We start from the raw sequence: 15,943 nt of genomic DNA, 5'->3' as shown, positions 1-15,943 counted from the left end.
ATTGAGTTTATTTTAAATGACACATTCACCTTAAAGTAATGAATTGAATTTGTTGGTTTTTTAATGTAAATAAATTGGTGTTATGAGGTGCATGTTAAGAATGATTGAGGTTTTTTCGTAACATGTCACAACGATATTTATATTAACAACCTTTTCGATATCAAATGATAAAATGAATATGATTAATACTGGTGTTTATGATGCTTATAATTTTATTTGTTATTTATGCATTGTTTCATAATGCTCATTAATAAAGCGATTTTCTTTTTATTCCCGGGTGAATGAATGAATTATATTAAAGTTATTATTTTGGTGTGGGAAACAAAATGAAATCTATAGTGATATTGAGTGACGAAAGGATTGAGTTTGAAAATAATTTTCTGTCACCTATAGAAGAAGAATTACGCTATCTTGGGTTTAATATTATTATTGTTAGTGACGAAGTAAGTTTAATCGAGATGGCGGATAACAATACACGCATTTGCAGCGTGATATTTTATGGCGATAGCCATAACATTGAATTTTGTAAGGAGATAATTGATATAAATGAAAATATCCCTAAGTTTATTATCATAAGTGATCAGCAAATAATTGAAGAAAAATTTAGTCAATTGAGATCTAATGTGATTTTTATTGAGTATATTGTCGAGAATGTAATTGATATTACAATAAAAATAAAACAAGCAGCGGACGAGTATCTTAGCAACCTCCTACCTCCATTCACTAAAGCTCTTTTCAGTTACGCAAGTAAAGAAAAAAACACTTTTTGTACACCAGGCCATATGGGAGGAATAGCGTTTACAAAAAGCCCAGTAGGGACATTATTTTATGATTTTTATGGCAAAAATACTTTCCGCTCAGATGTTTCTATTTCTATGACTGGACTAGGGGCATTATTAGATCACTCAGGCCCACATAGAGCGGCTGAAGACTATATTGCTGAAACTTTTAATGCCGACAGAAGTTTCATTATTACTAACGGCACATCGACTGCCAATAAAATTGTTGGAATGTATTCATGTTACTCAGGTGCAACTGTTATCGTTGATAGAAATTGTCATAAATCGATAGCTCATTTGATGATGATGATTAATATTACACCGATTTATTTAAAGCCAACTCGCAATTCGTATGGGATCCTCGGTGGTATTCCCAAAAAAGAATTTACGAAAGAGCACATCGAGAACTTACTGTGCAGCAAGAATATTACGCAATGGCCAACTCATGCAATCATAACTAATTCAACCTATGATGGTATTCTTTATGATACGCAGTATATAAAAGAAACGTTGCCCGTGAACTCAATTCACTTTGATTCTGCGTGGATCCCTTACTCTAATTTTAATCCGATTTATGAAAATAAATCCGGTATGGGGGGCAGCAAAATAAAAGAAAAAGTTATTTTTGAAACGCAATCGACGCATAAATTACTCGCCGCTTTTTCTCAAGCATCTATGATTCACATAAAGGGTGATTTTAATGAAAAGATATTTAATGAAACCTATATGATGCATACCTCAACTTCACCTCTTTATAGTATCGTTTCTTCTTGTGAGATATCAGCAGCAATGATGCGTGGTCAAAAAGGGAAAAGACTTATTAGTCAAGCTATAGACTTAGCTATTGATTTTAGAAAAGACATCTCACGTTTACATAGGGAGTCCGAGGATTGGTTCTTTTCTGTATGGCAACCAGACTGTATTGATAAAGTCATGTGCTGGTCATTGGATTCAGCGGATAACTGGCATGGATTTAGAAATATAGACGATAATAATCTTTTTTTAGATCCGATAAAAGTCACGTTACTAACACCGGGTTTAGATAGAGATGACAACTTGAGCGAAAACGGGATCCCAGCATCAATTGTTGCTGAGTTTCTTGATGAGAAGGGGATCATCGTTGAGAAAACCGGTCCATATTCTTTATTATTTTTGTTTAGTATTGGAGTTGATAAACAAAAGTCAGTCACATTATTAAAAGTGCTAATGGAGTTTAAACGTGTTTATGATAATAACAGTAAAATATCTGATGTTATGCCAAGGCTATATGAAAAAGCCCCTCTGTTTTATGAAGGTATGAGGATGCAAGACTTGACACAAGGTATTCATAATTTAATTGTTAAATATAAATTACCTGAGCTTATGTATAATGCCTTTGAACAATTACCGTTTATGGTTCTCACGCCACACGATGCATTTCAGCAAGAAATACGTGGAAATGTGGTGGAATGTGATCTATCTGAGATGATTGGAAAAATTAGTGCGAATATGATATTGCCGTATCCCCCAGGAGTGCCACTTATTATGCCAGGGGAAAAATTAACGATTGAAAATAAGCCAATACTCAGTTTTATCGAGATGTTATGCGAAATAGGAATACACTTTCCAGGTTTTGAAACAGATATTCATGGGGTTTACAAAAATAAAGATGGGAAATATGTTGTCAGTATATTGTCGACTCCGTAAAAATATTTAATTTTAACATCATGATATGAGACGTTTTTTAATACTACCTAACATATATTTAAAATAAATAGCGCGTTAATTTGTGTCATTTTTTTGCATATAAATAAACTGAAGCGCGAGAAACGCCTAAATGTTGAGCGACGGTTTCCATCGATTTTTTCATATCTAATAAGCCTTCATTGCGTAGAACTTCAATTAATGCTTTACGATCGTCTGCTTTTAATGTGCGAGGACTCGCTGAAAGCGAGGCGGCATATTGATCAATACGTTGGCGGATAGCTTCAGTGCCTTTGGGTTCAAGGTGTTCCTTGATTGGGCTAATACCTACTTGCGTAAATTGGGTTAAGACATTTTGCATACCACGAAATAAAGTCATATCAACATTTAGGCACAGAGCTGCAACATAGTTGCCGCTTTCATCTTTGATTCCAACAGATGTACTTTTAACTGGGCGTCCATCAGCAAATTGGTTGGCGTAATTCGCGACAATATTGGGGAAATCAGCGGATTCAATACGAGCTAGCCCCAGTTCAGTCGTGGGTTCACCAACTTTGCGTCCCGATAAATTATTGTGGATAGATAATATAGAATGCTCCGGGTGTTTTAAGTCATGTACCACTACTTCACAAAAGGGCGCAAAGGTTTCACTTAACCCTTTAGCGATTGTATCTATTTGCGCGAGCAGTGTATTTTCTTTAGAGATAGCCATAAAACGTCCCTTAATCTAGCAACCAAATGATATATATCATTTGGTTGCTGCCTGTTATGTAAGCCTACAGAATTAATTTAATTAGCCAAGATGCATATTTTATCTATGTTTCTCGGCTATATTCACTATTTTGTCTAATTTTATACTAATTTGGTTATTGATAATAGTTAAGCGAAAAGGCTTATTGATACTAAAGTTATTACGCTAAAAACTCAGCAAAACGAGTGATATCGACGTTTCCACCGCTAATAATAATGCCAATACGTTTACCTTGTAATTGTGCTTTCATTGCTTTTACAGCCGCGAAAGATAAGCAGCCAGTAGGTTCGACGATCATCTTCATACGCTCTGCATAAAATTTCATACAATCAATAAGTTCATTGTCAGTAACAGTCAAAATATCATCGACATTATTGCGAATAATCTCAAAAGTATAATGTCCTAAATGGGATGTCTGTGCGCCATCTGCAATGGTTTTTGGTGTATCAATATGGACAATTTTACCTGTTCGAAATGATTGTTGCCCATCGTTACCCGCTTCAGGTTCAACCCCATAAATCTTGCAGTTAGGTGAAAGCGCTCGCGCTGCTAATGCACTACCAGAAAGCAAACCGCCGCCGCCTAAACAAACAAATAAGGCATCTAACTCACCGACTTCTTCAAATAACTCTTTTGCAGCAGTACCTTGGCCTGCAATGATTTGAGGATGATCATAAGGAGGAATAAGGGTATAGCCATGTTTATTAACTAACTCTTGGCAAAATTGCTCTCTATCATCTTTATAGCGATCAAAGTAAACAACATTTGCACCATAGCCTTTAGTTGCTGCAACTTTAACTACTGGCGCATCAAGTGGCATCGCGATAGTCGCAGGTATATTTAGCAATTTTGCTGCTAATGCAATACCTTGAGCATGATTGCCTGATGAAAATGTAATCACGCCTGCGGCTTTTTGTTCTGGCGTAAACTGAGAAAGCGCGTTCATTGCACCTCGAAATTTAAATGCTCCCATTCGTTGGTAATTTTCACATTTAAAGAATAATTCAGCACCAAGCATGTCATTAGCTGTATGTGATGTCATGACTGGGGTTTTATTTGCATAGTTTTCGATTCTTTTTGCCGCTAACTCAACATCTTGATAAGTAGGTAGTACTAGATTTGTCATTACATCACCTCATGAATAGGGCTAATTAAATATGATAGGCAACCACTTCAACTTCCAGTGCAGCATCGTAGTGTAATTGTGCGACACCAGCGACAGCACGGGCAGGGCGAGTATTTCCCATCCATTCGCTATACAGTCGGTTAAATTCAGGCCAATTTGCCATATCCGTAATATAAACACGGACTTGAACGAGTTGCTGCTTAGTTATGCCGGCACTGAGTAAACATGCTTCAACTTTAGCAAAAACGAATGCAGTTTGTTCGGCAAATGTTCCCGTAGTTTGTGGAACGCCGAATTTATCGACGGGAAGCTGACCTGACACGAAAATAAAACCACCTGCGATAGTGTAATGAGAATAATGTCCTGCGGGAGGAGATAGGGTTTCACTGTTTCTAAATTGAATAGTCATATAAGGTTCTTAGAAGCTAAATGTACGGTTAGTCTATTATTAGACATAACGTTTAGTCAATGGCTGTTTTTTGTCTAATTGACTGTCTGAGAATAGGTCGTTGATTGTATTTAAAATATTTATGCTCCATAACAATCTGTAAGATTAATACTTTAAATTGCTCTTTTTTTATGATGAAAGAAAAAAGTAATAATATGAGAAAAATAAAAAATCATATTTAAAGGGTATAATGTAAGAATTTTATTGGATTATTGTGGAATGTTTGGAGTGAAACACTGGGTTGTAATATGGGATTAAATGACAATAAATACTGAATAAGAATAATCAAATTGTTAGATGAAAGAATTCGTGCTAACAATATGTTATATAAATGTTTTTAGAGAATTATCATGGCCAAAATTCAGTTTGATATACTACCGATTTACGGAAATAAAGATGTTAGCGTAGTAGAACAATATCTCCAGCAAGCACTATTACCTTTTGCCTTTTTCGATAAAGAATTACCAAAACAAATATTAGAATATGTCCTTGATGGAAATAACCCAGGTATTCTGGTGCAATTAAATCAATTAGCAAAAGATGAAGTAGCTGGATTATTAAACAAGCCAGGAACGATTGATTGGTGGTGGCCGAGCGTTAATTCGAATTTAGAACAATACAGTAAATTAGCCCGTCAAAGCCTTAATGCGCGTCATAAACTGTATGCCAAAGTCGGGGATTCATTCTCAGCTCAACAAGTTACTCGCTTTGCTAAAGTGATCGCGGCGGCATGCCAAGACACCAATATCAAAATTTTGACCCCAGAATTACCAAGTTGGGTGCTTTATTTGCTCGGGGATGCTTTTTATACCAGCTTCGGTGATTACACTGCTCGTGATGAAAAATATGAATTTCGTCAACATTGGAGTCTTAGTTTACTGGCAGATATCGTTGAAAAAGAGACTGAGAAGCCAGCTAATACCATTCTCTATGCACTCTTTGATCGCCAACAATTATCTGACTATCATTATGATAAGCTTAATCGTCTATTCAATATCCCTGAATTAAAAGCTTATATGATTGCAGAACAAGATTTTGTTCGACAAACATTGTCAAATAACTTGTCAGCATCAGGACAGGTACAACTAATTGATTACTTAAAAAAAGATGAAGAGTTACGGCAAGTTTTTGCTGATATTCTTGTTCTTTATGCCGCTAGCTCACTTAAAACAGTTCGTGTTAAAGCAGAACCTGTAATAGCAATTTTGCCTGAAGCTGCGGTAATAGAGCATTTAACGAAAATTCTGTTAGAAGGTACACCAAAACAACGAACGCAAGCTGCTGATTTATTTGCTCGTATTGGTCATGGGCGAAATGTATTAGAAAATGCCTTACATACGGAAAAAAATAAAACCGTATTGAAGAGCCTTGAAAGTGCAATTTCTCGTTTTGATGTTATGGAAACAGCCAATGATATTGAAGATGTGACATTACCGCCATTAATTGAGCTTGAAGATATACCTCTTCCTGAAAGTGTCCGCGATATTTTGGCAAACAACTTCAAAGAAATGCTAGAAAAAGCTAAAGAGTCAGCTGAAAGAGAGATTGAAGCCAGCAAAAATGAAAAACACAGTTATAGTTGGGCGCAAAAATATTATAAAGATTTCAGTAATAAGCTCACTGAAGAGAAGTGCCGTAGTTTATTGGATAAGCTGAATACCGGTGTCGGAGTTATTGAATCCCTAGAGCAAAATGTTATTCGTTATAAAGATCGCATTCCCAATTTAGCTGAATTTACCTTATTTCATGCACTACGTTTAATCAGCAATAATCGACCTAAATCAAGCCATCTTTCACCGTATCATTTTGGAGGGCAAGTTCCAGTACGCTTGGTATCAACGCTTGAATTACGCCAGTTTGAGCAAGTCTTAGCTCATTGCCATTATGCTGAACCAACACGTTTAATTGCTGATTTCTGCTTACGCCATTATTCGAATGGTTTAGCCTTTTTTACCAATAATGAACAGGTCTGGCCATTCTTCGCTCAACATCCTGACTTTATTGCAGAATCATTGGGTTTGATCCCTCGACCAAAAACCAATCGTACTTATGATGATTATGACGCAAGCAGCGCGATTGAAATACTCGCTCGATTACCTGTTTTACCCGCGCGCTTTATTCCACGAATAATGGAATTGGCATTAGGTGAAAATAAAACGGATCGTCGTCGTGCACAACAACTATTAGAAACCTTACCAAATATTCATTTAAATGCAGCGGAAGGGCTTGATGCAGGAAAACAAGAGATCCGAGTTACGGCGATTGAATGGCTTGCTCGGTTAAAGCATCCTGACTCTCTTCCGTTACTGTATGCATTACTGAAAAAAGAAAAACGTGAAGTGGTTCGAGCGGCACTATTAACAGCCATTGAACAATTTGGTGAGAATATCTCAAGTTATTTATCACCAAAAGCATTGCTTGATGAAGCACAAAAAGGGCTAAAAGGTAAAGCACCCACAAGCATGGCATGGTTCAATTTAGAGGCTATTCCTGCATTAACATGGCAAAACAAAAAAGCGGTTGATGCGGATATCATTCGCTGGTGGATCATCTTAGCCGTTAAGCTAAAAATGCCAGCTGGAAATGGATTGCTTCAGCGTTATATCAGCTTACTCAGTCAAGAAAGTCAGCAAAAATTGGGTAGTTTTATTTTAAGTCAATTCATCGCCCAAGATGTGAAAGGGCCTTCACTAGAACAAGCGATGGAAGAAGCTGAACAAAATGCACCGCAACGGTTAAAAAATTATTTAGGCTATGCAAAAAATTATCCTGAATATTATTCTCAGTATGAAAATTACACGCTTGAACAAGCTATCACCGATATCAAAAATGAAGTACTTCGTCGCTATTTAGGTTCAGCAATTAGTGACAAAGGTATGTTGGCATTAGTTTGTGGCGTTGAAGGGTATATCGCTGTGAGCACATTGCGTAACTATATGCGTGATCATTACCAACGCCGTGCACAAATTGAGGCCATGATTGATGCTGTTTCTGTGAGTAATGATCCGCTGATTATCCAATTGTTGCTGTCACTTTCTCGTCGTTATAGAACAGCATCTGTGCAAGAAAAAGCACGAGGACTGGTTTCTGAAATTGCACAACGCAATGGTTGGAGTGACGATGAGCTTGCAGATAGAACTATTCCAACAGCGGGTATGGATGAAACAGGCACTTTAGTCTTAGAGTATGGCGAACGAACCTTTACTGCTCGTCTAGATGCCCAACAAAAATTGGTGTTATTTAGCCCTGAAGGTAAAGAAATTAAAGCCTTACCAGCGGCTCGTAAAACTGACGATCAAGAGCAAATTAAAGAGTCGAAAAAACTGCTTACCTCGAGTAAAAAAGAACTTAAGCAAGTCATTGAGTTACAGTCAGCCCGTCTCTATGAAGCTATGTGTGCGAAGCGCCAGTGGACTTGTGCAGATTGGCAGGAATACCTCCTAACTCACCCAATTATGCGTTGCTTAATTGACCGATTGGTTTGGATGGAAGTCAAGGGTGACACGGTTATTAATGTATTCCGTCCATCAGATGATGGCAGTTTATTAAATCTTGACGATGATGAAATCACCTTAAGTGAAGATTCATTTATACAGCTAGCCCATGCTGCGTTGGTTAACGAAGAGGATCGTAAAGGATGGCTAGCGCATTTTAAAGACTACAAAGTTAAATTCTTGTTCTCGCAAATGGATCATAAAATCCCCGAATTAGATTTAAAACTAAATGAAATTGAAGATAGAAAAGGGTGGATCACTGACACTTATACCTTGCGTGGAGTGCTAACTAAATTGGGTTACCAACGTGGACAAGCTGAAGATGGCGGAACCTTTACGCATTATGCTAAGCATTTCTCTAGTTTAGGTTTATATGTCTACATTGAATTTAGTGGTAGTTATGTGCCAGAGGAAAACATTCCTGCGGTATTGTATTCACTCAGTTTTGAACTCAGCCAAAAAAACTCATGGAACCGCAGTTATGTTGAATTGAAAGACATTCCCCCGATTTTATTAGCAGAAAGTTATGCTGATTATCTGAAAATTGCAGATGCATGTTCAGGGTTTGACCCAGATTGGGAAAAGAAAACTCCTTGGTAATCATAGGTAAATAGGAAACAAATAATGGCCAAGAAAAAGGTTCCAGATCACTCGGCTATTCGTGAAAGTGCAGAAGTTCGTTTTGCGGATGAGTTAGACCGACTGACCAAGGCGGATAAAAATAACCCGAAGCCACAAGGTTGGCTTCGCTCACCTCGTGCAGTGAGACAATTTATTGTCGGTGATGAAGAGCTTAATATTACACCAAAATTTTTTGGTGATGATGCTCTTGTTGACAGAGCTATTGTCACTTTATTAGGTAAACAAGGTTTAATGCTAGTTGGTGAGCCGGGTACAGCAAAATCAATGTTATCAGAATTGTTAGCCGCTGCTATTAGTGGTGACTCAGGTTTAACCATACAAGGTACGGCGGGAACGACGGAAGATCACATTAAATATTCATGGAATTATGCTTTGCTATTGGCTGAAGGGCCAACTGAAAAAGCGTTGGTAAGTTCCCCAATATACCAAGGAATGCTTGAGGGCAAGATTGTTCGATTTGAAGAGATCACCCGTTGCCCACCTGAAATACAGGATGTTCTAGTCTCATTAATGTCTGAAAAACAGATGATGATCCCTGAGATGAAAGATAATGCCCGTATTAGCGCACAACAGGGGTTTAACTTAATTGGCACCGCAAACTTACGTGATCGTGGCGTACATGAGATGTCTTCGGCACTTAAACGTCGTTTTAACTTTGAAACCGTTAAACCGATTCAAGATCCATTATTTGAAATTGAACTGATTAATAAGCAATTGACGGCAGAACTCGGCGAACTCAATGAGCAGGTAAGTATCCCTGCGAATGTGATTGAACTATTGGTTACGACTTTTCAAGAGCTACGCTCAGGTAGCACAAGAGAAGGGGGCAATATCAAGACCCCAGATGCTGTTATGTCAACCGCAGAAGCTGTGAATATCGCCTATGCTTGTGCACTTGAAGCACATTATTTAGGCGATGGAGTGCTCAGTGCCGGTGCTGTTGCTCGTCAATTAATTGGTATTGTACTTAAAGATAATGCTGATGATATTAAACGAATGCGTTATTACATCGATAATGTCGCAAGAGAGCGTGCAAAAAATAGCCCCGAATGGAAGGCATTCTTTGAAGCTTCACGTGAATTTTGGCAGTAATATCAAGGCAGAGCATTAGCTCTGCCGATATCCGTCGTACTTCAAGTTATTGATCAGGAAATAATACGGTGAGTTTGCCATCCATAGAATTACCCGAACGGCTTTCGAGCGCGTTAGAGAAAATACGTGCGTTGCAGGAAAATCAACTCTATTTTGCTCCTGTGCGCCACCATAGCCCTGCATGTGCTTATAGTGTATTAACATTAATCGAAACTATTGCCCCTGATTATATTTTAATTGAAGGGCCTGACAGTTTTGATAGTTTAATCAGTGGGCTAGTCGATGGTGAAACTAAGCCTCCTATAGCAATAATGGGGCAAACTGACGTTAAACGACAAAGTGATAGTGAAAGTGACGCTGTCACTAAATCGGCCTATTTCCCTTTTTGCGAGTACTCACCAGAATGGCAGGCGTTACAAGTCGGCCATAAACAGAAAGCTAAGCTAAAATTCATTGATTTACCTTGGTCGGCACAAGTTGAACTTGATGAGAATAGAGAAAATCAACATCAAAGTTTGCAAACAGAGCGCTATCTTGCTCATAGCTTATTTATTTCACAGTTAGCCAAAAAATGTGGATGCCGTGACCATGATGAGTTATGGGAACATTTGTTTGAATTACGCACGCAAGAAGCATTAACGGACTGGCATTCATTGTTTCATGACACCTTTATTTGGTGCGCGCTGGCTCGTTTAGATTATGAGCCTCAAGTACTGGAAGCTGAAGGTTCATCTCAACGTGAAGCTCATATGCTAGCCCATATTCAAACGATCAAACAGGCTGAACCCGACGCTAAAATTGTCATTGTAACGGGTGGTTTTCATACTTTGCCACTAGTCGAAGGATTAACCGAAGCAATACCACAAGGCTTTGCACTGTCAACAACTCAGCAAAAACAATTCAAACAAAAACAGCTACTTCAACAAAAAGATAGTGCTTGGTTGATTCGTTATAGCTATGACCGCCTAGATGCGTTAAATGGCTACGCATCAGGCATGCCATCGCCTGCATTTTATCAGCGTGTTTGGGAAAGTCTGTTAGCGAAACGTCATGATATGCAAATCAGCTCAATGCCAATCAAACCGACGCAATATTATCGTAATCAATTGGGTATCACGTTTTTATCAAACGTGGCAAACGTGCTGAATGATAAGCAATTTGATGCGGCTCCAGGATTTTTATCGGTTAAATTAGCGGCTGAGCAAAGCTTGAGATTAGCCGCTTTTCGAGGTCATATTGGACCAGGACGTTATGATTTATTGGATGGATTACAAAGTGCTTTCATCAAAGGCAGTTTAGATGAAAGCCAAGATGAGCTATGGCATGAAATCAAGACCTGTTTTTCTGGTTTCCTGCTAGGCCAAATTCCCAAAGGAACGGTTACTCCTCCATTGGTTGCAGAAACTTATGAAACAGCAAAAGGTTATCGATTCAAACTTGATGATACCTTGAGTAAAAATAGCCGATTAGATGTCTATCGCAATCCTCAACATCGTTTACGCAGCCGTTTTTTGCACTTATTGGATTTTTTAGAAATTCATTTTGCACGACGGATCAGCGGGCCGGATTTTTTATCTGGTCATCAAATGGATTTACTCTTTGAAGAGTGGAAGTATGCGTGGACGCCTAACGTTGAAGGTGAACTGATAGCATTGTCAGAAAAAGGTACTCGCTTAAAAACAATTGCACTCGATAAATTACTGCAAATGGAAAAACAACTGGAAGATCAGGGTTTCAGCCGATCCAGTCAAAATGCAGTAAAGTTATTAATTCAAGCGGCATTGATTGGTTTAACTCAACAGCTGCCAGCCTTGTTTAACTTACTCGACCGTTATATCCAACAAGATAGCAAATTAGACTCTTTAGTCGCCTGTGGACATAAATTAATCCATCTATGGAGAGGTCGGCAGCTATTTGATATCGATGAAGCGTTTTCAATTGAGGATCGTTTGCATCTAGTTATACAACAAGTATTTTATTGTTTAGATCAACTCACGCAGAGTGATGAACAGCAGCAAGAACAATCATTTGAAGCATTATTATCTTGTCGCGAATTAGTGGCTTTCATGCCGGAAATCAGCCCTAATAGCAACTATCTGAATGAATTTCATCAGCAACTTAATCGACTCGATGGCCAATTAAACCATGTTCCATTATTAAAAGGCGCAGTAGATGCACTACGCTATTTAGGCGGCAAAATTGATGAATCAGTCTTAACGATAGAGGTGCAACGTAGCTTTAGTGCAGGTAGTGATCCTGAGATTGCTGTCGGCTACTTTATTGGCGTGATGAGAGCGGCACCAGAACTGGTGATCAGAATGCCTCTATTGGTGGATTTGTTGAATCAATTATTGTCGCAGTGGGATGAACAGCGTTTCATTCAAGTATTACCTGATTTACGCTTTGCCTTTAGCCAATTAACACCCAAACTAAATGCACAAATGGCGCATTATATCGCTCAAGAACTGGCCATTGACTCCCAGCAATTGACATTACACCAAACTGAATTCAGTGAAAAACAGTTGCTAGATGCGCTTCGAATAGAGCAAAAATTGCTCTCTCAACTTACGGAGCAAGGGCTTCAAGGCTGGTTTGATGAACTAAAGGATGTCGCTAATTATGAGTAATGACAATCAAGAACACAAAGATGAACCATTAACGCCTGAACAGCTTCAGTTGGCTAAGAGATGGCGTTTAATATTGGGACAATATGCTGATGATGCGCTTGGGCAGGCAACTTTTAATGCGAGCGAATTGAAAATCGAACGCTCTCTCGATTTCCTGTATCGACGAGAATATCAACGTCGAGGCCTACGCCAAGAGCGTGGCCGACATGGTTCATTAGACAGTTCACAGCTAACCGCAGTCAATTGGCTGAACCAAGCACGTAAGCTTTTTCCGAACAGCACCTTTGAACGTATGCAATCGCAGGCACTTGAACGTTATGAAATCAGCAGCTTCCTCAAAGATCCGCAAACACTCAATGCAATGGAACCGACTCAAGCGCTGGCAAAAACATTATTGAGCCTACGCGGTAAAATGAATGAGGAGATGCGAGATGCGGTTAAAAATGTTATTCGCAAAGTGGTGGATGATATTTTAAGCCAAATGCGTAACCAGTTCCGTCAAGCGTTAACTGGACGTCGGAACCGCTTTCGTCGTTCCCTGATCCCAAACAGTCGTAATTTTGATTGGCGTGCTACCATCGCAGCAAATTTAAAAAACTATGACCGTCAAAATCAACGATTGGTCATCAAAACACCTTATTTCAACTCGCGTCAACAGCAGCATTTGCCATGGGATATTATTCTTTGTGTCGACCAAAGTGGTTCGATGGCGAGCTCAATTATGTATGCTGCCGTTTGTGCCAGTATTTTAGCCGCCTTGCCGACTGTGAGAGTTTCATTGGTGGTATTTGATACACAAGTCGTCGATTTAAGTCATTTGGCTCATGATCCAGTTGAAGTGTTAATGACAGTGCAACTCGGCGGTGGAACGAATATCGCAAAAGCGATGAGTTATTGTGAGAGCCTGATCCGCAATCCCAAAAGAACTATTATTTCATTGATTAGTGATTTTGAAGAAGGTGGCGCATTAAACCATTTGCTTGATTGCACACAACGGCTTAATAGCCAACAGGTGAAACTATTGGGATTAGCCGCGTTGGATGATGCTGCTCAACCTGTTTATGACTCAGAAATCGCTCAAAAATTAGCAGATAGAGGAATGCATGTCGCCGCACTCACACCTGAACATTTTGCAAATTGGCTCGCAGAGGTGATGCAATGAGTTGGCAAACGGTTTATTTCCATTATGACGATGATGCTCTAGCAGTTTTTGCGAATGTCGGGTTGCTACGCCGAGCACGAAAAGATCTCGATAATAATAAAGTGAGTTTATTAGATGAGCCTAATGGCCTATTTAATAGTGATGAACAACAAGTTAAGTTAGATGAACAAGGCATTCAAAAAGCACAGTGTGATTGCTCTGCGACGGGGTGCTGTAAACATATTTTAGCGGCGATATTATGGCTGCAAGCAAATAAAAATGAAGGGATTACAAAGAGTGAGGATTGTGTTATTGCTGAAACTGAATTTGTCGCTCTTTTACCTGAGTTACTTGCTCTAGAACCTGCATTATTACTGAAACAAACTCCTAAAGCTGATTGTCGTTTAGCTGTACGTATAGTGCAGCAATGGGGAGATAGTTTGCTTCATTTTGAAGACTTGTCTACACAAATTAAGATCAGCCTGCCTGAATATGATGAGCCGATAATCTATCTGCGTGGTAATGGTTTTCAAGGAATGTTGTCATCGCTACCAGAGAAACAAAAAAAAGCGTTACACCTAGCCGTTATTGTGAAACTGTTTTTACAACATCAGCAAGTTTGGCCTTGGCCCGATGATCTAATTATCGTACCTGAAGGGGATAGACCATTAAGTGAGGATGAAATTGCGATGATTGGTATGGTCACTCGATTTATACAAGATATTCTACGTCAAGGGCTGTCTCATGTTAGCCGCAGTAGTGCCAAGCAATTACAGCTATTGAATATGTCCGCCCGTGCAGAAGGTTTACCAAGACTTGCTGCAAATCTACGTCAATTAAGTCGACAAGTGCAGTTACTCGCTGATAAACATTTCACCATGGATGAAGCACAAGTTTTGCGTTTAATTGCACGGATTACTGCATACTTATACCAATTAAGGCATTGCCAAGTTGAAAATCTGAGTGCGCTAAGAGGCCAGCCACGCCGTCAATATGATGATAAAAATGCTGTATTATCCTTATTTCCGATAGATGCTCAGTGGTGGTTAGCTGAAAGTGGTGCAATTGGTGCGACTTTCAGCTTTTGGGATACTCAAGAAAATCGCGTGATCCAATGCACGCAAGCACGTCCAAATCGACTTGACCCAATGTTTAATAAAGCAGCTGTTTGGAATGTAACGGCGTTATGGAAACACGCTGCAAATGATTTAATGGCATGCCCGTTTACACTTCATTTGCCACGATTATCCGATGAAGGAAAACTGGCTTCATTGGGTGAGAGTTATGCGATTAATACCTCAAAGCTTGTAACATTTGATGAATATACACAGCTAAAGTCTGAGTATGGTTTCAGTGATTGGCAGCAGCTTCACGAGTATGCTGATAAGTTACAACAAAGCGTCATTTATGACCCAATCATCTTGCACATCAATAACTATGAGCAATTGTATTGGAATGAAACAGAACAATGTGTGGTTTGGGTTGTCAATGATATTGATAACAATAGCGTTTATTTGCGTCTCAATTGGGATGGGAATAATAATAATAAACTTGAAGAGCTGAATTTTATCACTAAACGCACACAACCAATTAAAGCCGTCACGGTACAAATTGCACGTAATGAACAGGGGATAATTTTCGTTCCTTCAGTGTTATGGTTAGAAAAAGATCAAGGTATTAAGTTATTTTATCTTGATTTTGAATCTACAAGACGTAGCCAAAAACAATCTAATTTTGTCAGTTATATCCAAGAATATATGGATAAAAAACAGCAAAAAGGGGCAACGTTTACCCCCGTTCCCTCATTGATGCAACAACTGACCAGACCTATTTTTTCAGTACTCGAAACACAGGCATGCACCGGACGACAAAATCTATCCAATAACCAACGTGACGAATTGGCACAAGCTAAACGGACAGTTCAAGATCTCGGAATGATGTGGTTTGTGAAGCAGATTGATCAATATATGGCAGGAGCCCAAGATGCCGACGCCTTATTACGTTTGGTTTATCTATGTGAACAATTGGCTCAGTTACAAATATCATTGCCGATAAAATTCGATTCTGAAATATAAATGAAAATGGGTGGTTTCGATTAAGGTAACCACCCAAATGTATGCAATTTAAGGCTCTTAGAAGGTAATAGTGACGATAATTAAT

General features: G+C 38.9%; 9 protein-coding genes. 6 read left to right on the top strand and 3 right to left on the bottom strand.

Features of this window, described 5'->3' with window-relative positions; all coding sequences use genetic code 11:
• Positions 1-326: 326 nt before the first annotated feature.
• On the top strand, positions 327-2,465 hold the full coding sequence (ldcC, locus tag OOA_RS05835) for a lysine decarboxylase LdcC (RefSeq protein WP_008911214.1): 2,139 nt from the start codon (positions 327-329) through the stop codon (positions 2,463-2,465).
• An 85-nt stretch (positions 2,466-2,550) separates the two neighbouring features.
• Here ldcC and OOA_RS05830 read toward each other — a convergent pair whose 3' ends face one another.
• The 3 genes from OOA_RS05830 to OOA_RS05820 form a co-directional block, all read right to left on the bottom strand.
• Entirely contained in the window at positions 2,551-3,174 is a 624-nt protein-coding gene (locus tag OOA_RS05830; RefSeq protein WP_008911213.1) for a helix-turn-helix transcriptional regulator, read from the bottom strand.
• A gap of 199 nt (positions 3,175-3,373) precedes the next feature.
• Complete coding sequence (locus OOA_RS05825) at positions 3,374-4,339, bottom strand: threo-3-hydroxy-L-aspartate ammonia-lyase (protein ID WP_008911212.1); 966 nt, start codon at positions 4,337-4,339, stop codon at positions 3,374-3,376.
• 25 nt (positions 4,340-4,364) lie between these two features.
• Positions 4,365-4,748 carry a RidA family protein gene (locus tag OOA_RS05820; RefSeq protein WP_008911211.1) on the bottom strand — a complete coding sequence of 128 codons (384 nt, stop codon included), beginning with the start codon at positions 4,746-4,748 and terminating at the stop codon, positions 4,365-4,367.
• A 389-nt stretch (positions 4,749-5,137) separates the two neighbouring features.
• Here OOA_RS05820 and OOA_RS05815 point away from each other — a divergent pair, with 389 nt between their 5' ends.
• The 5 genes from OOA_RS05815 (at position 5,138) to OOA_RS05795 (ending at position 15,858) form a co-directional block, all read left to right on the top strand.
• Positions 5,138-8,881, top strand: a complete 3,744-nt coding sequence (locus OOA_RS05815; protein ID WP_008911210.1) for a DUF4132 domain-containing protein — start codon at positions 5,138-5,140, stop codon at positions 8,879-8,881.
• Between the two features lie 24 nt (positions 8,882-8,905).
• On the top strand, positions 8,906-10,015 hold the full coding sequence (locus OOA_RS05810; protein ID WP_008911209.1) for an ATP-binding protein: 1,110 nt from the start codon (positions 8,906-8,908) through the stop codon (positions 10,013-10,015).
• 68 nt (positions 10,016-10,083) lie between these two features.
• Positions 10,084-12,642: a DUF5682 family protein gene (locus OOA_RS05805; protein WP_008911208.1), complete on the top strand. Its 2,559-nt coding sequence runs from the start codon at positions 10,084-10,086 to the stop codon at positions 12,640-12,642.
• On the top strand, positions 12,635-13,804 hold the full coding sequence (locus OOA_RS05800; RefSeq protein WP_008911207.1) for a VWA domain-containing protein: 1,170 nt from the start codon (positions 12,635-12,637) through the stop codon (positions 13,802-13,804). The genes OOA_RS05805 and OOA_RS05800 overlap by 8 nt, the downstream gene beginning before the upstream one ends.
• Positions 13,801-15,858: an SWIM zinc finger family protein gene (locus tag OOA_RS05795; protein WP_008911206.1), complete on the top strand. Its 2,058-nt coding sequence runs from the start codon at positions 13,801-13,803 to the stop codon at positions 15,856-15,858. The genes OOA_RS05800 and OOA_RS05795 overlap by 4 nt, the downstream gene beginning before the upstream one ends.
• Positions 15,859-15,943: the final 85 nt, after the last annotated feature.

The organism is Providencia burhodogranariea DSM 19968 (assembly GCF_000314855.2).
GTDB classification, from domain to species: Bacteria; Pseudomonadota; Gammaproteobacteria; order Enterobacterales; family Enterobacteriaceae; genus Providencia; species Providencia burhodogranariea.
Note: the sequence above shows the minus strand (reverse complement) of the source record. Positions and strands in the feature narration are given on the sequence as shown.

Coding starts and splice junctions, on each gene's coding strand:
- OOA_RS05820 (WP_008911211.1), bottom strand. CDS start 4,748: ATGACTATTCAATTTAGAAACAGTGAAACCCTATCTCCTCCCGCAGGA.
- OOA_RS05830 (WP_008911213.1), bottom strand. CDS start 3,174: ATGGCTATCTCTAAAGAAAATACACTGCTCGCGCAAATAGATACAATC.
- OOA_RS05795 (WP_008911206.1), top strand. CDS start 13,801: ATGAGTTGGCAAACGGTTTATTTCCATTATGACGATGATGCTCTAGCA.
- OOA_RS05825 (WP_008911212.1), bottom strand. CDS start 4,339: ATGACAAATCTAGTACTACCTACTTATCAAGATGTTGAGTTAGCGGCA.
- OOA_RS05800 (WP_008911207.1), top strand. CDS start 12,635: ATGAGTAATGACAATCAAGAACACAAAGATGAACCATTAACGCCTGAA.
- ldcC (WP_008911214.1), top strand. CDS start 327: ATGAAATCTATAGTGATATTGAGTGACGAAAGGATTGAGTTTGAAAAT.
- OOA_RS05815 (WP_008911210.1), top strand. CDS start 5,138: ATGGCCAAAATTCAGTTTGATATACTACCGATTTACGGAAATAAAGAT.
- OOA_RS05810 (WP_008911209.1), top strand. CDS start 8,906: ATGGCCAAGAAAAAGGTTCCAGATCACTCGGCTATTCGTGAAAGTGCA.